This window comes from Clostridium boliviensis (assembly GCF_033342255.1).
GTDB classification, from domain to species: domain Bacteria; phylum Bacillota; class Clostridia; order Lachnospirales; family Lachnospiraceae; genus Lacrimispora; species Lacrimispora boliviensis.
The window spans coordinates 26,801-50,497 of sequence record NZ_JAWONS010000186.1; the positions used below are offsets into that span (position 1 = coordinate 26,801).

Here is a 23,697-nt window from a genome sequence, read left to right on the forward strand (position 1 = left end):
AACTTATAACAATTTAGGCCAATTTGTCTAACTGACATACTGGGAGTTGTCTACTTATTAGAATTATCCTACTGAAGCGTGATAAAATCAGCCTAATTAACATTCTCCAATCTCCTTGATCAGATCAAGCACCACCCTAATATCCTTTGCAATCAGGCTATGCATGGTGTCCTTGTACCGCAAATAATTTATTTCATACACAGCCTTTTTCACGGTTTCCCTTAAGTCCGGTTTATATCTAATAACATCTGATAATGCTGCAAGAGCCTGCCTTACTGCAGTCGGCTTTTCATCATTCAGAATATGCAGGGCAGCATCTATGTTTTCATCCAGAATATTATTCCTATCCCACTTGGCCTGTTTGCAAAAAAGCCGGAAACCACGCACCCGAACCACATATTTGTCACTGCTTATCATGTTTATAAATTTCCCTATATGAGCATATACAGACCCTGTTTCATCTGATATTCGCTCCAATTCCTGTAAGGTTTTATATGCTATTGAAGTATCTTTATATTCAAGCATTTGAATAAATGATGCAATATCGGATGTATTCTTTTTATATGTCATCGGTATGTATCTTATACCATCTGTAACCTGTTCCGAAGCAGTATCCTCAAAGCCCAAATGATGATAGACTTCTTGGGCATATGGTGAAGAATTAACAGTTAGCTCATCCGCCGTGCTTTGTTCAAGCACGGTCTGAAACAGTCTTTTTCCTATTCCCTTTCGATGGTACTGTCCGTCAACAAAAAATAATGCTATGTGGCTGCCGCTATTTCTCGTTGCTATAACACCCACAATTTTATCATTTATATAAGCACCATACATTATGATGCGTTCAATATAGTCTTCGTTATATACTACTGTCCTTTTAAATGTTTCAACACCTTCATCAGCATAATCAGGAGCCTCATATTTCATAAATCCCCTTAGAACAAGTTCCAATGCCTCTTCCTTTTTGTTTTCGCCAATTTTTTTAATGACCACTACACATACCTCCGATTAAAATGTATTAAGATGCGGTTCATTTCATCAGGATATAATATCTGCCCGTAGCATAAAAAAGCTCTTACGTCTACTTCCGCAACATCTTTTCTATGCAAATTAATCATCCCAATCACAAAATCTTCAACCTGTTTTATACCTATTAAACCATAATTTTAAAATATTGCACCATGTGATTCGTGAACTTTAATCTCGACTGGATAATATTCACTTTCTTTTCGACTCTCTTTAAAAGACTTAACCGAAAAAGTCCAATAACTCTTAAGCATAAAATCTTCTGGAATTTTAAAAGACTCAGGAATTCTTGCTCCGGCATGGCATATAGATTAGTTATTAAAGTCTTAAGTGTATCATCCGTTTGTTCAAGATTTAATTGATAGCCTTCAACAAAAGCAATACCTCCATTTTGAATTTCTCCTTTTATGACATACTGCTCTCATAAATAATTTAGTACCATAAATATATCAAATAAAAGGAGTAAATACAATGCAAATTGGTATATTAGGGACAGGATTTGGTAAATATCATGGTGAACTCTACAAAAAATCAACCCGTCTATCCATTTAACTTTTTGGGGGCGTTACAAACTACCATAAGCCACCAAGATCAAAGAATGACTTTTGGTGGCTTATGGTATGCTTTTTACCTACGTATCTTATACAGCGCTTTATATTGATTTTTTTCCCTGATTTGCTACCTTCATCATTTTTGCAGCTATCACATCAGGATTTCCTAAAAACTGCTTTTCAATGACCGAAAGTGTATCATCCAATTTATATACTAACGGAATGCCCGTTGCCAGATTAAGCCCTATGATTTCCTCTTTGGAAAGGTGCTCCAGATACATAATCAGGGCCCTCAGGGAATTTCCATGCGCTGTAATCAATACCCTTTTTCCTTCCATAAGCTGCGGTCTGATCTGCTTCTCAAAGTATGGAATAACCCGCGCGATGGTGTCTTTCAGACTTTCCGCTAACGGCAATTCGTTTTCCGCCACATTTTGATATGCTTTCTGATGCGCGGGATTTCTTTCATCCTGCGGCTCCAGGGACGGTGGCTGTACATCAAAAGAACGCCGCCAGATTCTCACCTGCTCTTCTCCATATTTTTCAGCCGTCTGTGACTTATTTAACCCCTGTAAGGTCCCATAATGACGTTCATTAAGCTGCCAGGCCTTTATTACAGGCAGCCATTCTGCATCCATTTCCGCCAGAGCTAAATTCAGCGTATGGATTGCACGTTTCAGATAAGAGGTATAGCAGATATCAAATTCATATCCTTGCTCCTTAAACAACCGGCCAGCTTCTCTTGCTTCTTCTTTGCCGGCTTCTGATAAGTCAACATCTGTCCAGCCAGTAAACAGATTTTCTAAATTCCAGATACTTTCTCCATGACGGAGCAATACTAATTGATGACTCATATTCAGTCCCTCCCTATAAGGATGCTTCGTAAATTTCAATAATTGTTTTCAATAATACCGCATCAAATTCCGGCTGCGTCTGCTTTATAGAAAGTTCAGAAAGAAGTGCTCTGGAAAAGCTGGCTATCAGTTTCGGGTTCTGCCTCAACAATTCATTTGCCTCTTTACGGCTGTATCCACCGGAAAGTGCCACAATTCGCACAATTCTCGGATCATCCATTAGTCCACTGTAAGTTCCAGCTACAGAAGGGATAGACACCTTCAGCATAATATTCATTGAATCATCCAGCTTGTTTAGATGATTTTTAATTTCCGCAACCAACATTTCCTCTGCTTCTTGTTTGCTGCTGCTATGAATGTCTACCTCCGGTTCCAAAATCGGTACAAATCCAGCATCTGCAATTTTCTGACCTAATTCAAACTGCTGTTCTACAATTGCATGAATACCATCTCCATTTGCTTCATGGATAACGGAACGCATTTTGGTTCCAAAAATATTTTTAACGGCCGCTCTGTTCAAAAGTTCTTCCAGCTTCGGAATCGGCTTCATCATTTGAACTCCGTCTTTTTCTTCATCCAGCCCATTGTCAATTTTCAGAAAAGGAACAATCCCTTTTTTCTCCCACAGATAATCCGCAGTATACAGGTTGTCGATTTTACGTTCCATTGTTTTTTCGAACAGGATTGCCCCTAATATATGGTTGGACGAAAACGCCTTGCTTGTGATAATCCGGCTTCTCATCTGCTGAATCAGATCATACATTTCATCCTCTGCATGGTATTCTGACATCTCTATTCCATAGTCTCTCAAAGCCTTCGGTGTGCTTCCTCCGCTCTGATCCAATGCTGCAATGAATCCTGTACCATGCTTCATTCGTTCTAATTGTTCTGCTTTCATATTATACATAGCCTCCTTTATCTTTTATACCGTTTTTCAGATATGTAAATAACTTCATCATTAATGCTGATAGAAACAGTTCTGTTTCTTTTTATTGATGGAGTCTTTACTAATACTTCTTTTAACTGATAAACGATTTCACTTCCTTTATGTCGGTTAGTTTTTACTAACTCGATCTACAATAAGTATGCACCCTTTTTAATTGTATGTCAAGTATATACAAGATATAGGATGGCATAAGCTTTAAGCTTCGTAACTATTTGGATTTCAATAAGTACATTACCTCCCACTCCTAACATAATCCGCAGATAACTCAACGCATCCGTCAGATTGGTAAATTCAAAAAACACCCAGCCTATAACAACAAACAACAATGAGTATATATAACAGACAGCCTTAGGCCATTGAATCATGCTTTTCTGCAAAAATAATTTTTCAATTATTATTAAGGTTCCAAAGTAAAGCCCCATAAAACAAAATTCCAGCTTGCTCCATGCCATGAGTACTAAAATTTCTGTACCTGGCATGACTTTTACTTCAGATCATAGCAGACCTATATTATTGGCAAGAAGTACCTTTTTCGCCAAACCACACAGGAAGCGCCGCATTCCGGATTTGAATTCTTTAAAAGCCACACTCCTGTCAGTATCCTCGACAGCGGACAAACGGTCTTCACTTTCCTGTGGACGGAGATTTTTTACTACATAGCAGAAGCAAACCGTAGATTATTGGGTGGGATAAGATTCTGTAGAAGCTAATTAATTAACTCCATTCCAAACCAACGTGCCCTTTTCTTTCTGCATGTCATATTCCTCATCAGAAAGCTTTTCAAGTCTATTCAAATTTCTGACCGGTAAATAATAAATCTCTATCATCTGCGGCTTGTAGTCCACAGTTTCGTATCCATCACCATATATGTCTGATCCTGTACTACTACCGCTTTCACTATAAGCTGCAAGGTCAGAGTCAAAGAGCAGGCTGGTCCACAACGTTTTAGCGTAGCAGTAGTAAATAACCCTTACATTCTCTCCATTTCGATTGACCTCCCTGCCTGTTGAACTTTCAGAAATTTGAGAAATCCCCCTATAAACTCTTTCAACCACATTAATTATATCACCAGAATCCTTTTGCTTGACATCCACAGCGTTTGAAGTATCCAATTTCTCCCATATAACTCTACCTTTTTCATTGGTTATAACCACAGAAGGACATAATTCCACAGACATGCGGTTGACGTCAAAGGGGAGTGGTATTTCATAATTCTTTGCAAAAATAATTAATCCACATAATACGATGATGCAGGTCAAAAGGGCAACCATAATATTCTTATGTATCATTTTTGCTTTTAACCGTTTAAGAAAATCGATATTTTTATCTTCATTCGGTATTTCTTGGGGAATAACTACTGACATTTCTTCATAAACCGTCCGGCAATTGTCGCAATTATCAAGATGTTTTCTTATTTCTGTATTTGTTTCTTCACTTGTCAAACCGTCAATGTAATTAGATAACAGATCTTTTACAATGGAACATTTCATTTAAGTCTCTCCATTTCCTTAATTATTTTTTGTTTAGATCGATAGTACGTGGTACGTGCCCAATTTTCGTTCTTACCTAAAATCTCGCCAATCTCTGCGAATGAAAACTCACCCGTCAAACGCATATGTACCAACTCACGCATTGGCTCCGGCAATGCGTGAATCGCCTTATATAAGGTTGTTTTTTCCATTCGAAGCAATGTGGATATTTCCGGTGATTCATAACCCGGCACATCCTCCGTAAGCTCAATCTGCTTCCATCGAGAGTGCTTAGCCAGCCATTGATACCAAATGTGCTTAGCTATTTGACAAAGCCATACTACCAACTTACAACTCCCGTCATAATTGCCTATGGTCCGCATAGCACGAAAGAATGTTTCTTGTGTTAGGTCTTCTGCCAAATCTTCATTATGAGTTAGGCTAAGCAAGTATTTATACACCGCCTTTGCATGCTGATTGTAGGCTCTCTCAATATCATCCAAGGTAGCTTCCTCCAGTCTTTCTTATTTTCATCCATATATCCGATAAAGTGAAGCTTTGTTACAAAAAAATTGATAATATTTTGAAAATAACTAAAACTTTTATACGTATGTATTACCTCATCCTCCAAACTGATGTAAGAAAATATTTCTCAGTTTGGAGGTTTTATTATATGGAAACTTCTGATTCCCATCTGCTTTCCTCCTGAAAATAGACAAAAACAAAGCCTTGAGACTCCATACTCCCAAGGCTTCTTATAACCTGCTTACTAATAAAACAATTTCGTATATTCAGTTTGCGTGTCTGCGATATGATAAACATAGACAGATGTTTCTATTGTCTTATAGATTACCACATGCTTTTTACATATCACCATTCTGTATTCTCTTTCATTGAGCCATTTATCAGGTGTTAGGGAGCCAGAATCCGGGAAATCCTGTAAACGTTCAATGGCATCTAAAATATGGTCACTGACTTTTAATGCCGTTTCTGCATCAATCTGCACTGCATAATAGTCTTCAATTCCCTTCAAATCCTCCCAGGCAGACGGAAGAATTTCCACCTTATACTTCATTTAAACGCTCTCTTAATGCTTTTCTTGCTTCTGAAACACTCATAGTTTTTGCTCCGCTAAGACGCTCCTGCTCTGCCTGCAACACCCTTGACCGGAGTTCTATAACTTGCTCCCGTTTTTCAAAGGCGTCAATGCTCATCAACACCATATCACCTTCACCATTTTTAGTTATATAAATAGGTTCTTTTGTCTCTTTTGCCAGATTGGAAATCGTTGTATAGTCATTTCTCAATGCCGCTGATGCTTTAATAATCATACCCTGCACTTCCTTTCATATCATTATTATGATATTATTATAACTCTTTTTTTCTATAAAGTAAAGGGACTTCTAACTCTATTCTGTGCAGATGACTTCTTTAAAATACTAAAATCTCTCTATCATCGTATACACTTCCTACGTTGTTCCTGATATTCCGGATTGCACGATCCAAAGCCATAACCGCCGCCACACTTCTGCCATAACGTACAAAATTCCTTACCCCCTTATCCTGAGAAGTAAGGAATTCCACCTCTAAAACACACCTACATGTTCACTTCAAAATCTCGATAACCTTTGATTTAGCGGTCTTTCCGACTTAGCAAGCACACGGTTTCAACGTTCCTGTTGACGGAAGTTTGATACTACATGGCGAAACTACGATGCTGTTTTTACTAGGTGAGGTAAAAATTTACCCCACCTAATTACCAGACTTTGTCCAATTTTGATTCTTGTCTAATTTCTGTTTCAAAAATTGAACGAAAAATTGAAGGTGATTTCAAAATGTGAAGCTCGCTTACAAAACGGGAAACTCGGAATGCTATTGACCTGTTTTTAACATATCTTGATATGAAAATGCAAATTTTGGCACTCAACATGTATAATTTTGGCACTTGTATTGATTTATTACATGTTAGTGTTATTATTTACTATGGTGTAAACTATGTAAAAAGACCAGATATGCGTTGTAATAAAAAAGTGATATAAAGAGAAAGGAATTAGAATATGTCTATAATTGACCTTTTATTGGGAAAAAAAGAAGTTTTAAGTACTTTTGACCCCATGCAATTCGCTAAAGCCCAAACACTTCTTGGTAAAAATAGGATTACTTTCAAAGTGAAAAGTACGTATACTGGAAGTGGAAATAGGCGAACAGGAAATTTTATATCATATGGGGAACGAGTTGACAGCGAAACACAATATCAAATATTTGTCTCAAAATCACAATTTGAATTAGCAACGCATGTTCTTGCTAAAATGTATGAGCAATAATTGGTCTTTATCAAATGTAAGGAGGATTAATATGATTATTAACAAGATTTTTAAAAAAATTATGTGTTGTACTGCTATAGTAACATTATTAACATCAAATACAGGATTTGCTTTTGCTGCCAATGATACTAACGCTTCATCAAAACCAGCTGAGAGATGTACTATTACATTAACTGGACCACATGGTACACAATATAATGTACAGGCATTTGAAGCACCACAGCTAGAAAAAAGAAGTGCAGATGGCAGTATTTCTAAAACATATTCTTACTCTCTTGAAAATCAATACATGCATTTAGAGGCTGCAACAAAAGGGCAGAGCATTAATCTTTTAGGCGGGCAGAACAATGATGAATGGGATGATTCAATAAGTGTGCATGGCTTTATCACTATAAACTATAGTACCACCACTCTTTCTAATGGACAGAAGGGATACTTATTGACAAGCGTAAGCGGTCGATGGACAAAATCAGATAATCATGTAACAATGTCTGGCAAACGTGTAGCCTATACTTGTCAAGATGCGAACCATCAGCAACAAATCACTTTAAAATATCCATCAAGCAATTCTTTCTCTTATAGAACCAATTATAGTTCTTATGTATCTGACATAGCAACAGGAGTGTTGGGAGCAAATTCACATATAGAATTAAATCATGCAGGATCAGGTACATGGTCTTTAGATGTAACTTGTAACTATTTCGATAACAATATAATAGATTATCTGTAGTATTCTGATGTGGTCATCCCACTAAGTTAATAGAACGCGAGATTATCCCAAAGCTTGTATAAACCTCCAAACTGATGTAAGAAAATATTTCTCAGTTTGGAGGTTTTATTATACGGCAAGGAAAATGCAAATCCAATTCGAAAACAGTCTTGATGTATATGCAAATATTGTTTCTTCATTCCCAATTTGTCACAGACAACTACATTTTGGATTATGTGAAAATAAAGAAGAAATGCTCAAAAAAATCTACTTAATACCTAAGAACGTTTATATTCATAGTGGTTTAAATATTAGTCAACGTGAATTTATTGACCTGACTATTTGCCCTCGGAGATAGGTTTTGCTTATAAGCATGAACAATTTTGAATGACCCATACTTTTTAGCAAAACCCTATTTAGGTACTACATGGCGTTACCCCATCCCCATCTGAGATTCAGTAACACCATACAGATTTTTCCAAAACACAGACCCATTATTTTTCAATAATCCGATATACCTGCCTAAAATCAAGGTTTCTTTGAAAGCAGACAAACGGTTTCAACATTCGCCGTTGAAGGAAACATATCCACACAGCAAGCCTTGACCACCTCATATCCCCTCTCCTGTAGCACTTCCAAATCTCTCACCAGACTGGTGGGCTTACAAGACACATAAACCAGCCTGTCCACCCCAAAGTCAATAATTTTCCCCAGTGCCTTTGGATGAATCCCATCTCTTGGCGGGTCCAAAATAATAAGATCCGGCTTATCTTCCAGCCCGTCAATCACCTTTAATACATCCCCCGCGATAAATTCACAGTTATCAAGGCCATTTCCAGCAGCATTCTCTCTAGCCGCCTCCACTGCTTCTTCCACAATCTCAACGCCAACCACTTTTTTTGCAACGCGTGCAATAATCTGAGCTATGGTGCCAGTGCCGCTGTATAAATCGAATACCACCTTATCCTTTGTCTCTCCCACATAGCTTCTTGCGGTTTCATACAGCACCTCCGCTCCCAGTGAATTGGTCTGAAAGAAGGAAAATGGTGAGATCTTAAACTTCAGTCCCAGCAATTCCTCGTAAAAATAATCCTGTCCGTATAAAACATCCGTCCGGTCGCTTTTTACCACATCTGCCAGGCTGTCATTAAATGTATGAAGAATTCCCACAATTTTTCCGTTCAGTTTCAAATGAAGCAGAGAGCCTACAAAAGCCTTTAAATCAAGGTCCTCCTGAGTTGTAGTAACAAGATCAACCAGAATTTCTCCAGTTTTTACAGCTCTTCGCACCAGAAGGTGACGCAGATAGCCGGTATGCTGCATCTTTTTATAAAATCCAGTTCCCAGTGCTTCAAAATATCCTAAAGCCGCCTTTAAGATATCGCAGAAATCCGAATCCACAATCTTACATTCCGTTGTTGTCACTACATCATAAAAGCTCCCCCTTTTATGCATTCCCAGGGAAAGAGGTCCATCCTTATATTCATCTCCAAAGGAAAACTCCATCTTGTTGCGGTAACCATCGGCTGTCGGGCTTGGCTTAATCCCTTCAAAAATAAAATCCCCTTTCACAACACCGTCTAACAGGGATTTCACCTGCTGTTCCTTGATCTTTAACTGTTCCTCATAAGGGATTGTCTGGTAAGTGCAGCCTCCGCAGATTCCAAAATGAGGGCAGGGAGATTCTGCATATTCCAGGGGTGATGACTCTAAGACCTCCAGAATTCGGCCCTCACATTTCCCCCCTCTTTTTTTGTTGATCATAACTCTCACTTTTTGTCCGGGAAGTGCGTGTTTTACAGTAATTTTTCCTTCCGCAAGCTCGATCATTCCTTTGGAGGGAAAATCAAACCGTCCGATTGTACCTTCGTATATCTCACCCTTTTTCACGTTTGCTGACTCCTTTTATTCTCTTAATTTTATTTATACACCGTAAAAGAGCGTGTCTCACTTTCTGAGGCACGCTCTCCTTTTAATGCCAGATTTTATTCTTTGGAACTCTCTTCCATCTTCTCATCCTCAAAGAAATCATCGTCGAAATCATCATCAAAATCGTCTTCAAAATCTTCCAGATAATCCGGAGTAAAGAAACGATATACGGTATAAGCAATTCCGGCAACTGCAGCTACCGCACCTATGACTGCGAGTATCCAGAGGATACAGTTTTTCTTTTTCTCTTCCTGTTCTCTTTTATGAAGCAAATCATTCACTCTGCTTGAGCTCATAAGATCTTCCAGTTTGCCCATAGCTTCTTTGCTCATTGCATCAAATCTGTTCATGTCTCCACGTCCTTTCTGAGAGCCCTGCTTTCTTTCATATCCTGTTCGGCACAGATTTTTCTCTTTGCCTGTAGCAGTTATTATACCATTATATTGCCTTTTTTACTATCATTTTTAGATTTTTTTAAAATTTTATGTATATTTAATTATTCTCTCACAAGCTTCAGTTTAGCAAAAGAAGCAAACATCTTTTTCACACCTGCCTGGTCAAAATGTACGGTCACCTCAAAATCTCTTCCGCCATCTTTGATCTCCTTTACCTCGCCTAGTCCGAACTTGATGTGGCTGACCCGGTCTCCTTCTTTATACCCGAGAGAAAGAGGTTTTTCCACTGTGAACGCTTTTCCAAATCCAGGAGTGGATACCGGTTTCGATGACTTTGAGGCATATGCATTGCTGCCCGGTCCAAAGCTGCTGACACCTGCGGTCCGCCCCGAAGACGTACCTTTTCCCCACGGAAGACTGCTGTCGTCAAAATCCGGCTTCGCCCTGGACGAAAGCCTCTGCTCCAGCCTGTCCGAATCCAGCAGTTCCCCTGGAATCTCTTCCACAAAACGGCTGACCTTTGAATATCTGGTTTCACCGTTAACCATACGCTGTCTGGCCGCAGTCATCATGAGGAACTTCTGAGCCCTTGTAATACCAACGTAACAAAGCCTCCGCTCTTCTTCCACATCCTCTTTATTATCTGAAGAGATCGCCATCATGCTGGGGAATAGTCCATCCTCCATACCGCTTAAATAAACTCTTGGGAACTCAAGGCCCTTGGCACTGTGGAGTGTCATAAGTGTAACCCGGTTTTCCGATTCATCCATACGGTCCACATCCGCCACAAGAGCAACTTCCTCTAAAAACTCACTTAATTCCGGATGCTCATGTTCTGCTTCAAAGCTGATCGCTTTATTAACCAGCTCCTCGATATTCTCAAGCCGCGTCTGGAATTCAATCTCGCCTTCCGCTTCTAAATCCTTCTGATAGCCGGTCTCATCAAGAATATCTTCTATCAGCTCATGAATGCTGTACGTCTCCTCTGTCAGCCTGTTTCTGAAATCTTCTATCTTTTCCGTAAATACCAGGATCTTATCCGCTGCTTTTCCCAGTCCCGGCACCGCTTTCGCCCGGCAGAATGCATCATATATCCCCATCTGACGCTCGGAAGCGAATGCCTGCACCTTCCCGATACTGGTGGCTCCGATTCCCCTTTTGGGAACATTTATGACTCTTAAGGCAGACAGATCATCTCTACCGTTGGCAATTGTTTTTAAATACGCCAGAATGTCTTTGATTTCTTTTCTCTGGTAGAAGTTGACGCCGCCGACCATACGGTAAGGGACATTATGCTGCAGACATCGTTCCTCAATCAGACGGGACTGGGCATTGGTCCTGTATAAAACGGCACAATCCTGATAATCAGAGGGACTGTTTAAAATGTCACGGACTATGGCTTCCGCTTCCTCTGCTGCATTTTCAAACTGCTTAAACTGAACCTGCGGTCCTTCTTCATTGGACGTCCATAAAGTTTTGTCCTTTCGGCCTCTGTTATGACGAATCACCTCATTTGCAGCCTGTAAAATGTTCTGACTGGAACGGTAATTCTGCTCCAGCTTAATTACTTTAGCACTATTATAAGACTTTTCAAAGTTTAATATGTTCTCAATATTGGCACCACGGAACTTATAAATAGACTGGTCGTCATCGCCCACTACACAAAGATTTTTATATTTACCTGCAAGCAGACTGATGAACCGGAACTGAGCCGTATTGGTGTCCTGATACTCGTCCACCATAATATAGCGGAAACGTTCCTGATAATAGTTTAAAACCTCCGGATTATTCTGAAACAGCTCCACTGTTTTCATGATCAGATCATCAAAATCAAGTGCATTGTTCTTTCTCAGCTGACTCTGGTACTCTTTGTAAACGAGAGCCGCCTTCTGCTGCCGGAAATCACCAGAGGAAGAAAGTTCAAACTCCGCCGCACTGACCAGCTCATTCTTTGCTGTGGAAATCAGTCCCAGCATCGCCCGGTCTTTATAAACCTTAGGATCGAAATCCAGTTTTTTCAAAACATGGCGCATCAGCGTCTTCTGGTCATCAGAATCGTATATGGTAAAATTCGTCGAAAAGCCAAGGCTTTCGATATGACGCCTTAATATACGCACACAGGAAGAATGAAATGTGGAAACCCAGATGCTGTCCGCTCCGAATCCCACCAGACGGTCCACACGTTCTCTCATCTCCCCTGCCGCTTTATTGGTAAATGTTATAGCCAGTATATTCCAGGGATTCACTCCCTTTTCTTCTATTAAATATGCAATCCGATGCGTTAAAACCCTGGTTTTTCCAGAGCCCGCTCCTGCCAGCACAAGAAGCGGTCCCTCAGTCTGAAGTACCGCCTCCTTCTGCATAGAATTTAATGTATCATAAATACTCATAAATTGTACGCTTTTTCCTTTCTACTTCAAATAAGCTTTCAGAGAATCCATGTGATCCAGTGCCAAACGTCTTCCCTCCTGATACAGCGCCTCCAGTTTCCGTTTGTCCTGCTCCGTTCTTTGAACCGTCACATGATGATCCGGGCGAATTACATAGATTCTCCCTTCCTTCTCAAGACGGTCAATCTCTTCCTGCATCCGGTTATACCGGTCGGGAACTTCCTTAAGTGCCTCTAAAAATCTGGGAAGAGGTGCAAAATAACGTTCATATCCCCGTTTCGTCCATTGATCAAGGGGCGGTTTGCGGTAACCTGGCTCTCTGGTGAGAACCAAAACGATCTTATCATATCCCAGATCAATCGCTCTTTGATATGCCACCGGCATGGAACAGCCGCCATCTAAATACTTCCTGCCTCCCACCGTAATCATTCTTGAAAGAATTGGTATGCTGCTGGAAGCCTTTACCGCATCAATAAAATCCTTGCACGTGCTCTTTTCAAAGTATACCGGCTTTCCCGTCTTACAGCGGGTTGCAACTACTTCAAATATCTGTTTAGACTGATAAAATGTCTCATAATCAAAGGGAACCAGCGTGCTGCTCAATTCCCCGAACAGGAAATCAAAGTTAAAAATGGAACGTTTCCTAACCATATTTCGAAAACTTAAAAATCGTTTGTCCTTGATATAATCCAGATCCACTTTTATGGTTCTGCCTATCTGCTTACTGACATAGCTCATACCTGACATGGAACCGGCTGAAACTCCATTTACATAGGACATTTCAATATCCTGTTCCATAAATACATCCAAAACCCCTGCGGTAAATACACCGCGCAGGGATCCCCCCTCTAGAACTAAAGCTCCTTCTGTCATCTTAATTCACCTCGCCTTCTATTCTATTTCATTTATCCGGTCCGGTCAATCCCTTTTGCTGTCAGGCGAACTGACTTTGGTATAATTGATAGTAAGCGCCCTGAAGCTTCATTAATTCTTCGTGGTTTCCAGCCTCCCGTATGTTTCCCTGATCAATAACAAAAATGCGGTCAGCTTTGCGGATGGTTGACAGCCGGTGTGCAATGATAAATGAGGTTCTCTCTTTTAACAGCACTTCAATTCCCTCCTGAACCAACAGTTCCGTATGGGTATCAATGCTTGAGGTGGCCTCATCAAGGATCAGGATGCCGGGTTTTGATACCATGGTTCTGGCAAAAGCCAGAAGCTGTCTCTGACCGATGGAAAGGCCTGCTCCCCGTTCGCTGATCACCGTATCGTAACCTTTTTCCATTTTCATGATAAACTCATGAGCATTGACTGCTTTTGCTGCCTCTTCGATTTCCTCATCTGGTGCATCTAATCGTCCGTATCGGATATTATCCCGTATGGTGCCGGAAAAGAGGAAATTATCCTGGGTCATGATACCCATCTGGCTTCTTAAACTCTTTAATGTTACACCTCTGATTTCCTGGTTATCAATATAGATATTTCCGCTGGTCACCTCATAAAAACGGCTGATCAGGTTTACAATAGTAGTCTTTCCGGCGCCAGTCGGTCCAACCAAAGCGATAGTTTCCCCTGGCTTTACCGAGAAGTTTACGTGATCCAGGATCAGACGGTCCGGCTCATCCCCGTAAGCAAATGAGACATCCTCAAACCTCACTTCCCCCTCTAACGTTCTTAGTTCACTGGCATTTTCCCGGTCCTTAATCTCAACTTCCGTATCTATAATATCAAAAATACGTTCCGCAGCCGAGATATTGGTAGTGAGCTTATTATAAAAATTGGCCAGATTACGAATGGGACTCCAGAACATGGCAATGTATGTGGAAAATGCAAGGAACGTACCAATACCGATATTCTCTACCCCCACAATATTAATTCCGATAAAATAAAGGAGAAAACCTCCCATACCCCAGGTAATTTCAACCAGAGGGCCAAATGCATCCGCAACCACCACTGCATCAATAAATGAACGGTAATGCTGGTCTACCAGATCGTGAAACACCTCTTTCGTCTCATTCTCCGCTGCATAGCTTTGAATGATGCGGATACCGGATAAGTCCTCGTGGATATAGGCATTTAAATTCGAGGTTTTCTTTCTGTAAATCCGCCATCTTTTATGAACATTTGTCTCGATAAAGAACATTCCAACCGCCAGCACAGGCAGCGTCAGCAAAGCTGCCATTGCCAGGCGGTAGTTTTTAATCAGCATAATACTGAGAACACAGATCACCGTAATAAAATCCGGAATCAGCTGGGTAACGCTGTCTGATAAAACATCTTTCAATGAATTAACGTCTCCGATAATTCTCGCAAGCACCTTGCCTGTGGGGCGGCTGTCAAAAAAGCCAAAGCCCAGAGACTGGATATGCCGGTATAATTCCTCTCTGATATTTAAAAGCACCCGGTTTGATACTTCCGCCATTAGATGCATACGGACCTTCGTACCCATTAAAAACAGCGCAAATAAGACTAATGCGAAAACACCTATATGAAGGAGCCCTTTAATATCTTTTTGTGCCACGCAGACATTGACTGCGTATTCCATGATTAAGGGTGCCAGCATACTGATGGTAATGGTGCCGGCCATGATAAACAATACGACTACAATCTTCTTTTTAAAAGCCAGAAGATAACGAAACAGCCGGAGTATGGTATCCTTTTTTAATACTTCCTTCTGTTCCTCATCCACTCTGCTGGAATTTACTGACATAATGCAGCCTCCTTTCCATACTGAACCTCAAAGGTTTTGTAATACTGCCCCCGGTTCTTCATAAGCTCTTCATGCGTCCCACGTTCAATGATTTTCCCATCTTCCAGAATGAGAATTTCATCCGCCCGGCGCACAGCCGAGATTCTGTGAGCTATGACAATCTTGGAACTGTTTTTCAGTTCTGATAAATGTGATTCAATCTCCCGTTCCGTTTCCATATCAAGAGCAGAGGTGGAATCATCAAGAATGAGAATGGGTGTTTCCTTTGCAATCGCACGGGCTATGCTGATTCTCTGCTTCTGACCTCCGGATAAACCCACGCCTCTCTCACCAATCACCGTTTCGTACTGTTCCGACAGCTTATTAATAAAGCTGTGCGCTTCTGCTGAAATCGCAGCCTGCTGAACACTTTCCCATTCGGTGGCATCCTTATTTCCTGTTTTAATATTCTCGGAAATACTGTCGGAAAAGAGAAATACATCCTGCATAACGACTGAGATTCCTCCCCTCAGTAACGGCAGCGGCAGATCCTTAATATTGATTCCGTCAATCAGAATTTCTCCCCCTGTCACATCGTAAAAACGCTCAATTAAATTGACAATGGAAGTCTTTCCCGAGCCGGTAACCCCCATAATTCCCAGAGTTTTTCCTTTTTTCAATGTAAAATTGATATCTCTTAAGATCTCCTTTCCTTCCAGCTGAAAATCTACACCGCGAAAGGTAAGCTCTCCATTTACAATCTCCGGAAGGACTGGTTTGTCAGGATTTGCAATCACAGGTATCTCTTCCATAATCTTTTTGATTTTCTTATTGGAAGCAAATGCAGCTGCCATATCATTGCTTAACCAGCCCACCATTTCCATTGGCCAGATTATATTGTTTGCATATTCTGAAAATGCGCCCAGGTCACCTATGGACATCCTGCCTGCAATTACAAGTATGCCGCCAACAACAATCACTGCCATCATGAGAAACTTTGAAAGGAATGAAATATTCGGCTGATACCGGATCAATAACTTTGCCTGACTCATATTTAAGTCATAAAACTGCTTGTTGTGTTTCTTGAATTTACTGATTTCATAATCTTCTCTGGCAAACGCCTTGACAGTCCTGACTCCAGCCAGATTTTCCTGAGCGACTGTATTTAACTCAGCCGTCTGTTCGCTGATCTTGTCATAGACATCACCAAGGCCTTTTTCCATCTTTAAAGCATACCAGGCGATAAGCGGCATAATGACAATTGGGATCAAAGTCAGAATTGGGCTTAACCGCAGCATGCAGACAAGAACAATGATGGTGTGTATGGAACATTCCAGGACAAGCATCCCCACAAAACCAAATGCATTCCAGATCCGTTCTGCGTCATCCTTAATACGGGCCATCAGTTCCCCAGTATTGTGGCTGTCGAAATATCCCACGGACAGCGTCTGGATATGATCAAATAAATCCTTTCTCAGACCACAGGCGATCCGGGCAGCGGCAAAGTCGAAAATAAACTCCTTTGTATACTGAAATATCGCTCTTCCGAATCCAATTCCCACAAGCCCCAGCAAAAGTCTCATAAGAACCTGCATCTGTCCTCCCACGATAACATCATCAATTATATGTTTTGTAATCTGGGGCGCTGCTGCATCAAGCAGGATGCTGATAATCATAGCAGCAAGGGCAAGGACGTAAAGGAACTTATATTTCCTCACATACTTCCACAAATTTTTCATACCATTTCCTCCTGTTTTCTAAAAAATAAAATTGAATTTTTCTCCTATATATGTAAAAAGCCGAAAAAACTGCAAAATGCGGTCTTTTCGGCAAATAGACAAAAAAATAACCGCAGTCATTCAGACTGCGGGTAAACTCATAAAAAAAGCTTCGGCTAAAAAGCTGTAATTGTCCTGACATCCCTAAATACAGGCACAATATTCCATGAGGCAGACTGAATTCATCGATAGATATTCCATTGTGTTTTTTCTTCTTCTAATTCCATGATTACGCATCATAGTTCCTGCCTCCTTTTCTTTGATTTTATTGTATTTAATATACAATCATAAGAATACTGCCAATTTAAGATTCTGTCAAGCAAATTTTGAACTTTTATTCATTTCTGGTAATTATGGGCAACTATATCAGGAAAAATTTCGTTCTGGTTCGGATCTTTTCCTTCCATTTACAGCAGTCATTGAGATGCAGCATCACATGCCGGGTCGGTGGCATTAACAGCAGTCCGGCGATATCCTTTGAACCCCAAAACTCCAAAAGCCACACAGAATCCTTTTGTGATGTTACTCCGCCTTCCTCCCTTATTTTCATCAGATCCACTTCATTCACATTCCGTTTCATGTCCTCAAAGGTTAGCTGACTTACAATCTCTCTGGTCCGTTCCCCTACAGCCATGCGGTAATTCAGCAGTTCTTTGCAGTTTACCTGTCTGCTTCATTTTCTTCTCTCTCTTTTATATTCCAAAGGTGCAGTTGTTTATGAATGTCCAGAAAAATTTTTTTCGCCTCTTCCGTCCGTTGTTTCTTTCGGATTATCTGATTCAGCGCCTTATGTTCCTCACTTAATCCCTCACCAAAATACTTCATCATTCATCCCTCGCCTAAAAGTTCTTTCTGCCTTTTTTTCGTCAGCTTTGCGAAAATAAGAGAATAGGACTTTTCCAGCATGTCCTTTAATAAATCATCCGGTACTTCCCCATCTGCCTTAACGGAATTCCAATGAAGTTTATTCATATAATATCCTGGTATAATGTCCTTGTACTGCTGCCTTAAAAAATCCCCTTCAGAAGGGTCCAGTTTGATGGTTATCAGCATTTCCTTCCCCTGATCATCTCTGCAGACAGCTGCAAACATCTTTCCGTCAATCATATATCTGTCCCAGTTCCATTCCTCTTTAAAATCACTGGTAACTCCGTTCATTTTCTTTAGAAATCCATCAATCCACGGATATTTCATGGTACCTCCCCCAATTATCTATTTTCTGTTAGGACGTCTTTTTATCTTCAGAAGATTTATAAACTCATCAAACAAGGATACATCGTCAACAGGAAGCATGATCCATTTTCCATCATGGAATGTGGTGGACGTATCATACTTTTCCTGTATCAAGGGTAAATAGTTCTGCCTGTCCAGCTCGAATTTCTCCCGTTCTGCTTTACCCAAAATAACCATAAAACCAGAACAGCCCTCTCCGGCATAAAGTGCACAGAGGGTTTTCCCCCCTCTTCGGTATTTGTATTCGTACTTCCAGGCCTTACCACCGCTATTCCAAAGGCGGTCCATATCATACACTTCTTCTATTCTTTTGCAGAGAGCTTCCCATGCATGAAAAGCATCCCCACCGATTAAACTTATCATCTCTTCGCGAGATGGAATCTTCTCAAGCATAAGAACTCCTTTCCTTTTACTGATCTGTCACCTGTTTTTATGGATTATACCATGTATAACACGACAACTGTGTGTCATATTTTATGAAAAATCATATTCATCGTATTCTTCCATACTCATTCTTTCTATGATGAATTCCGTCACCAGCTCTCTCTCAGCGCTAATACAGAATTCAGGATGAACCGGCGCTCCCCAGCTGTCATCTCCGCCCACTCCCCGCATGGCTCCGAAAATGCTGATAACGGTATACCTTGGCGCAGAAAGCTCTTCCTGGTGAGTGGCTGTCTCCAGTTCTTCAGCAGTATAGGGAAGAACCGATGCATCAAATGGTGCTGCAACAGCCCGAAAACCAATGGAATTCCCCTTTCGGTCGGAAACCTTCAGCCACCGTACTCCGGTCCTGTTTCCGCATTCCTGGGGAACCAGATAAGGAGATACATTTCCTTCTGGAGTATCTTTATAGATTCCAAGTCTTGCCCCTTCTTTCCGGTCACAGTAATTCTCTTCCGGTCCTCTGCCATACCAGGTAAACTGCTTTGCCGCAGCAGGAGTTATGAGTCTCATGCCAAAAGCAGGAAGCTGAGGCAATCCCTCTTTCCCATTAAATACCGCTCTCACACGGATGGATCCGGCTGCATTCACTTCATAGGTAACCTCTGTCTCAGATTCCGGCACAGTAGAAAGCTGATAGGTATACGTTACCAGGATGCAGTCTTGTCTTTCTTCCACTTTACAGTTTTCATTTCTGTAGGAAGGAAATCTGCCTGCACCCAGCCACATGGAGCTTTTAACGGAGAATTTATTTCCCTTGTCATTATCGGTAGTGGCTCTCCAGTATACAGGCATTAGAGGTCTTCCCACCCATTCTTTTCCGTCATAAACGATGGAAACAATACTTCCTTCCTGTCTGGAAAAGAGAATCTTAAATCCGTCACCAGAAACGCCGATGTTCACATCTCCATAAACCACTTTAAACGTTGTACGCCCGACAGCCTTAGGTTTTCCTTCTATCATACAGACAGTCTCTCCAAAGGCAGTTTCAAAGCCAGAGTCTGCCCATAAAGTATCCTCCTTTAAAACAGCCGACACCTGATAAACGTACTCCCCAGCTTCATTCCATTCCGGAAGTTCAATCGCGGTATATCCGCTGTTTAACGGCTCCACAATAGCTTCAAACCGCTTTTGGAAGATCGGTTCGCCATTCTTTAATACTGTATAAATAAATTCACAGTCAGAGGTACTCTCAAACAGCCTGCGGTTTTCGATTTTTACTCCCTTTTCATCCGCAATCAGCCGCAGATCCTGATAAAGGTATTTTACCTCCTGGGCTTTGGGAGATGCAGTGCGGTCTGCAAAAACGATCCCGTCACCGCAGAAACTGTAATCCGTGGGACGGTCATCGAAATCACCTCCGTAAGTCATATGCTCTTCCCCGTATGCGTCTTTTTTCATCAGAGACTGATCAATATAATCCCAGATAAAACCGCCCTGATACAGCTCATAACGATCCTCCAGATCTGTATATTTATTCATGCCTCCAAGGGAATTACCCATGGCATGCATATATTCACATAAAATAAATGGCTTTTGTGGATCAGCCTTTAAATAGTTTTCAACCTCATCTGGTTTCGAATACATGCGGCTTTCCATATCGCTGGTCCGGTCAAATTCCCTGTTCCAGAAAACACCTTCATAATGAACCAGTCTGCCGGGATCCCGTTCCCGGAAGAAATCCGCCATGGCCAGAATATCTTCCCCGGCATAGGATTCATTGCCGCAGGACCAGATCAGAACGCTGGGATGATTTTTATCCCGTTCCAGCATGGATTTTGCACGGTCCACTACACATTCTTTCCACTCAGGCAGGCTTCCCGGTACATTCCAGGAGGGCTCACAAGCCCCCATCTTCTGCCAGGAGCCGTGACTTTCTAAGTTTGCTTCGTCAATGAGATAAATGCCGTATTCATCACACAGCTGATACCACAGACTCTGATCGGGATAGTGACAGGTTCTGACTGCATTAATGTTATGCTGTTTTAAAAAACGGATGTCCCAAAGCATATCTTCTTTTGTTATGGCCCGTCCTCTTCTCACATTAAACTCGTGGCGGTTGATTCCACGGAAGACAATCCGTTTTCCATTCAGGCACATGATGCGGTTTTTCATTTCAAACCGGCGAAATCCCACTTTTTGAGGAATTATCTCCATTATCTTCCCATTCTCATCGAATACGGAAACCCATAATTCGTAAAGATAAGGATCCTCTCCATTCCACAAACGGGCTCCCGGTACACAGCCGGTAAACTCTGTATCTGCTTTTGCCGGCTGTGAGTCAAAGGATAACACATCATTACCGTTTCTGTCTTTTAAGACAGCGCTGACACTTCCTTTCACTTCTCCCATCAGCTTTAACTCTGCACGTAAAAGTCCATCTTTATAATCTTCAGAAACATCTGCATGCACAAATAAATCCCTTACATGGCAGGAGGGAACTGCATATAAATACACATCACGGAATATGCCGGAAAAACGGAAGAAATCCTGATCCTCAATCCAGCTTGCACTGCTTCTTTTATATACCTCTACTGCAAGGCGGTTGGTTCCGTCATATACCGCATGGGTGATCTCAAACTCTGACGGAGTAAAGGAATCTTCCGAATAACCAATAAAAACTCCGTTCAGCCATACATAAAAAGCAGTCTCTACTCCCTGAAATGAGAGAAAAAGACGCTTATTCTTTAATTCCTCCTCTAATTCAAACTCCCGTAAATAACTTCCTACCGGATTGTTTTCAGGATCCGTAAAAGGAGGTCTTAAATCAGAAACTCCATCCCAGGGATACATGGTATTAATATACTGGCAGCTGCCAAATCCCTGCAGCTCTATATGTCCGGGAACCACAATTGTATCAAAGCCTTCCGCAGTAAAATCATTCTGATAAAATTCCTTTGCCCGCTCTTTAGGTTTGTCCGCATAGGAAAACTTCCACGTTCCGTTAAGCGGCTGGCAAAGAGTCATATTACCATTCACTGCATCTTTATCTGTCTCATAAAACCGGTGATCAGAATGGGCATAAAGCCTGTTTACAGAAAAAACCTGAGGATCATTCAGCCATTCCAGCTTTGCAGTCTTTTCTTCCATTAATAAATCCTCCTTCTACAAAAACGTTACGTCTATTATAATGGACACCAGCAAAAGAATCCATTGCATTTTTTATGATTTCCTGTATAATTTATTCTTTCACTGCACCAGAAGCAATTCCTGCCAGAATATACTTCTGGAAAAAAACGTAAATAGCAATGGTAGGCAGCATAATAATAATGATTCCTGCTGCCAGTTTCTGCCATGAGCCCTGCTGTGCATTGGCATAGTTCATCAAAAAAGTGGTCAGCGTCCGCAGCTTGTTCTTCGGCATGTAAAGATATGGGATATACATATCGTTAATAATCGTTATTGCCTTTATAATAACCACCGTCGCAGTGGCAGGTGCCAGCAGCGGAAAAATAATTCTGGTAAACAGACCAAAGTACGAGCAGCCATCTAACAGCGCACTCTCATCAAGAGAAACCGGAAGCGTGGATATAAACTGACGGTATATATAAAGCTGCATCAGATCCGATGCAATATAGATCACAATCGGTGCTCCCAGAGTATTGTAAAGACCAATTCCATTTATGATTTTGAAACGCGCAATCTCAGTAACAAAACTTGGTATAAGCATACCCAGAAAAAACAGGCTTAAAATCACCTTTTTCATGCGGAATTCAAAGCGCTCCAGAATAAATGCCGTTATAGTTCCAAAAAGCACGTTAAAGAAAATGCTGACAACCAGAATAAAACCTGTGTTTTTAAAACCAATCAGCAGATATTTGTCTCTCAGCACCTTTTTAAAATTAGCAAATGTGATTCTGGCCACAGGCGGCATAAGAAGAGGCGAAGTATTTACCATGTCAGCCTTAGTTTTGAAAGCCGCAAACAAGGTTAAGAGAATCGGTGCCATAACAATCAAAACCATTGAGATACAGATAACCTGTTTTAAACCCTGCTGTGCAAAACGTTTGTTCATCACTTCTTCCCTCCTTTCAAAATCAGTCCGTGAATGATCTTATTCTGAATCAGATAGATCACAACAATCATTGCCATGATTGCCACTGCCATCGTAGAAGCCAGCCCGAAATTGCTGTATTTGAATGCTGTATCAATGGTATAAAGAGTAAAGGTCGAAGATGCGTAACCAGGACCTCCGCTGGTCATGACATATGGAATATCAAATACCTGCAAAGCTCCTCTGATGTTATCAAACAAAACAAAATCCACCATCAGCATAATGGCAGGTATCTGTATATTCCGAAACATCTGCCATGCATTGGCTCCATCAACTCTTGCTGCTTCCTGAACATCCTGAGGAAGAGACTGCAGTGCTGCCATGAAAAGGATCACATGGTAGCCGGAAAAACGCCACAGGGATACAAAGGTGAGAACAAAGTTTACTATTTTAGGATCAGAAAGCCAGTTTCTTATAAAACCTTCTAAGTGAACCATTGTCAGAATCTCATCATAAGCACCGTTTATAGGAGAAAAAAAGTATGAAAAGGCATAGGAAATCGCCACCCCGTTTATGATATAGGGCATAAATACCATAGTTTTATAAAATCTTGCTGCACGAAGTCTTGAAGTCAGCAGCACTGCAAACAGCAGCTCAATAGGGATGAATATCAAATGTCCGAAAAAATAAACTGCGTTGTTACGCAATGAAAGCCATAAATCCTTATTTTTAAACATATCCTGATAATTATCAAGTCCGATTAAGTCAAAGCTCTTTGAATAACCATCCCAGTTGGTAAAGCTCATGCGAATTAAATCAAATGCCGGAACCACCACGAATCCAATGAGTAAAACCATTGGAATGATGAGGGCGCAGACAATAAATCTTAATCTCTGTTTCTCCAGTGATCTCATGCAAACCTCCTGTTTTGTAAAAAGGGAACAGGGTTCTTACACCCTATCCCCTTCC

Annotated in this window: 24 protein-coding genes; 2 read left to right on the plus strand and 22 right to left on the minus strand. The window is 41.0% G+C overall.

What is annotated here, in order from left to right; genetic code table 11:
- Nucleotides 1–96: 96 nt before the first annotated feature.
- The 9 genes from RZO55_RS12230 to RZO55_RS12270 all read right to left on the minus strand — a co-directional run bounded on the left by RZO55_RS12230 (nucleotide 97) and on the right by RZO55_RS12270 (nucleotide 6,427).
- Nucleotides 97–990 carry a GNAT family N-acetyltransferase gene (locus RZO55_RS12230; RefSeq protein ID WP_318064567.1) on the minus strand — a complete coding sequence of 298 codons (894 nt, stop codon included), beginning with the start codon at nucleotides 988–990 and terminating at the stop codon, nucleotides 97–99.
- Nucleotides 991–1,675: 685 nt separating this feature from the next.
- Entirely contained in the window at nucleotides 1,676–2,428 is a 753-nt protein-coding gene (gpmA, locus tag RZO55_RS12235; RefSeq protein ID WP_318064568.1) for a 2,3-diphosphoglycerate-dependent phosphoglycerate mutase, read from the minus strand.
- A gap of 13 nt (nucleotides 2,429–2,441) precedes the next feature.
- Nucleotides 2,442–3,326 (minus strand): fructose bisphosphate aldolase, encoded by an 885-nt coding sequence (locus tag RZO55_RS12240; RefSeq protein ID WP_318064569.1) that lies wholly within the window; start codon nucleotides 3,324–3,326, stop codon nucleotides 2,442–2,444.
- 209 nt (nucleotides 3,327–3,535) lie between these two features.
- Entirely contained in the window at nucleotides 3,536–3,853 is a 318-nt protein-coding gene (locus RZO55_RS12245) for a hypothetical protein (protein WP_318064570.1), read from the minus strand.
- A gap of 231 nt (nucleotides 3,854–4,084) precedes the next feature.
- A complete protein-coding gene (locus RZO55_RS12250; protein ID WP_318064571.1) occupies nucleotides 4,085–4,864 on the minus strand; it encodes a zf-HC2 domain-containing protein in 780 nt (259 codons plus the stop codon).
- Nucleotides 4,861–5,346: an RNA polymerase sigma factor gene (locus RZO55_RS12255; RefSeq protein WP_318064572.1), complete on the minus strand. Its 486-nt coding sequence runs from the start codon at nucleotides 5,344–5,346 to the stop codon at nucleotides 4,861–4,863. The genes RZO55_RS12250 and RZO55_RS12255 overlap by 4 nt, the downstream gene beginning before the upstream one ends.
- A 266-nt stretch (nucleotides 5,347–5,612) precedes the next feature.
- On the minus strand, nucleotides 5,613–5,918 hold the full coding sequence (locus RZO55_RS12260; protein ID WP_318064573.1) for a type II toxin-antitoxin system RelE/ParE family toxin: 306 nt from the start codon (nucleotides 5,916–5,918) through the stop codon (nucleotides 5,613–5,615).
- Nucleotides 5,908–6,174: a type II toxin-antitoxin system Phd/YefM family antitoxin gene (locus tag RZO55_RS12265; protein WP_318064574.1), complete on the minus strand. Its 267-nt coding sequence runs from the start codon at nucleotides 6,172–6,174 to the stop codon at nucleotides 5,908–5,910. The genes RZO55_RS12260 and RZO55_RS12265 overlap by 11 nt, the downstream gene beginning before the upstream one ends.
- A gap of 100 nt (nucleotides 6,175–6,274) precedes the next feature.
- The gene (locus tag RZO55_RS12270) at nucleotides 6,275–6,427 is read right to left on the minus strand and encodes a hypothetical protein (RefSeq protein WP_318064575.1); all 153 of its coding nucleotides are present in this window, start codon (nucleotides 6,425–6,427) and stop codon (nucleotides 6,275–6,277) included.
- A 473-nt stretch (nucleotides 6,428–6,900) separates the two neighbouring features.
- Between RZO55_RS12270 and RZO55_RS12275 the strand changes: the two genes are divergently transcribed.
- Both RZO55_RS12275 and RZO55_RS12280 read left to right on the plus strand, forming a co-directional pair.
- Entirely contained in the window at nucleotides 6,901–7,167 is a 267-nt protein-coding gene (locus RZO55_RS12275; RefSeq protein ID WP_318064576.1) for a hypothetical protein, read from the plus strand.
- A gap of 31 nt (nucleotides 7,168–7,198) precedes the next feature.
- Nucleotides 7,199–7,897: a hypothetical protein gene (locus RZO55_RS12280; protein ID WP_318064577.1), complete on the plus strand. Its 699-nt coding sequence runs from the start codon at nucleotides 7,199–7,201 to the stop codon at nucleotides 7,895–7,897.
- Nucleotides 7,898–8,404: 507 nt separating this feature from the next.
- On the opposite strand, the gene rlmD is transcribed toward RZO55_RS12280, so the two are convergent.
- The 13 genes from rlmD to RZO55_RS12345 form a co-directional block, all read right to left on the minus strand.
- Entirely contained in the window at nucleotides 8,405–9,766 is a 1,362-nt protein-coding gene (gene rlmD, locus RZO55_RS12285) for a 23S rRNA (uracil(1939)-C(5))-methyltransferase RlmD (protein WP_318064578.1), read from the minus strand.
- Nucleotides 9,767–9,861: 95 nt separating this feature from the next.
- The gene (locus RZO55_RS12290) at nucleotides 9,862–10,155 is read right to left on the minus strand and encodes a DUF4366 domain-containing protein (protein WP_318064579.1); all 294 of its coding nucleotides are present in this window, start codon (nucleotides 10,153–10,155) and stop codon (nucleotides 9,862–9,864) included.
- Nucleotides 10,156–10,301: 146 nt separating this feature from the next.
- Nucleotides 10,302–12,590 (minus strand): DNA helicase PcrA, encoded by a 2,289-nt coding sequence (pcrA, locus tag RZO55_RS12295; protein ID WP_318064580.1) that lies wholly within the window; start codon nucleotides 12,588–12,590, stop codon nucleotides 10,302–10,304.
- A gap of 21 nt (nucleotides 12,591–12,611) precedes the next feature.
- A complete protein-coding gene (locus RZO55_RS12300) occupies nucleotides 12,612–13,463 on the minus strand; it encodes a patatin-like phospholipase family protein (protein WP_318064581.1) in 852 nt (283 codons plus the stop codon).
- A 61-nt stretch (nucleotides 13,464–13,524) separates the two neighbouring features.
- Nucleotides 13,525–15,300, minus strand: coding sequence for an ABC transporter ATP-binding protein (locus tag RZO55_RS12305; protein WP_318064582.1), 1,776 nt, complete (start codon nucleotides 15,298–15,300; stop codon nucleotides 13,525–13,527).
- Nucleotides 15,291–17,018, minus strand: a complete 1,728-nt coding sequence (locus tag RZO55_RS12310) for an ABC transporter ATP-binding protein (protein WP_318064583.1) — start codon at nucleotides 17,016–17,018, stop codon at nucleotides 15,291–15,293. Before RZO55_RS12310 ends, RZO55_RS12305 begins: the two co-directional genes overlap by 10 nt.
- Nucleotides 17,019–17,418: 400 nt before the next feature.
- The gene (locus tag RZO55_RS12315) at nucleotides 17,419–17,691 is read right to left on the minus strand and encodes a hypothetical protein (protein WP_318064584.1); all 273 of its coding nucleotides are present in this window, start codon (nucleotides 17,689–17,691) and stop codon (nucleotides 17,419–17,421) included.
- A gap of 26 nt (nucleotides 17,692–17,717) precedes the next feature.
- Nucleotides 17,718–17,885, minus strand: coding sequence for a hypothetical protein (locus RZO55_RS12320; protein WP_318064585.1), 168 nt, complete (start codon nucleotides 17,883–17,885; stop codon nucleotides 17,718–17,720).
- Nucleotides 17,886–18,251: an MmcQ/YjbR family DNA-binding protein gene (locus RZO55_RS12325; RefSeq protein ID WP_318064586.1), complete on the minus strand. Its 366-nt coding sequence runs from the start codon at nucleotides 18,249–18,251 to the stop codon at nucleotides 17,886–17,888.
- 18 nt (nucleotides 18,252–18,269) lie between these two features.
- Entirely contained in the window at nucleotides 18,270–18,683 is a 414-nt protein-coding gene (locus tag RZO55_RS12330) for a DUF3788 domain-containing protein (protein WP_318064587.1), read from the minus strand.
- A gap of 81 nt (nucleotides 18,684–18,764) precedes the next feature.
- On the minus strand, nucleotides 18,765–21,824 hold the full coding sequence (gene lacZ, locus RZO55_RS12335; RefSeq protein ID WP_318064588.1) for a beta-galactosidase, LacZ type: 3,060 nt from the start codon (nucleotides 21,822–21,824) through the stop codon (nucleotides 18,765–18,767).
- A 91-nt stretch (nucleotides 21,825–21,915) separates the two neighbouring features.
- Nucleotides 21,916–22,749 (minus strand): carbohydrate ABC transporter permease, encoded by an 834-nt coding sequence (locus tag RZO55_RS12340; protein ID WP_318064589.1) that lies wholly within the window; start codon nucleotides 22,747–22,749, stop codon nucleotides 21,916–21,918.
- Nucleotides 22,749–23,642 carry a carbohydrate ABC transporter permease gene (locus tag RZO55_RS12345; protein ID WP_318064590.1) on the minus strand — a complete coding sequence of 298 codons (894 nt, stop codon included), beginning with the start codon at nucleotides 23,640–23,642 and terminating at the stop codon, nucleotides 22,749–22,751. Before RZO55_RS12345 ends, RZO55_RS12340 begins: the two co-directional genes overlap by 1 nt.
- Nucleotides 23,643–23,697 lie beyond the last annotated feature (55 nt).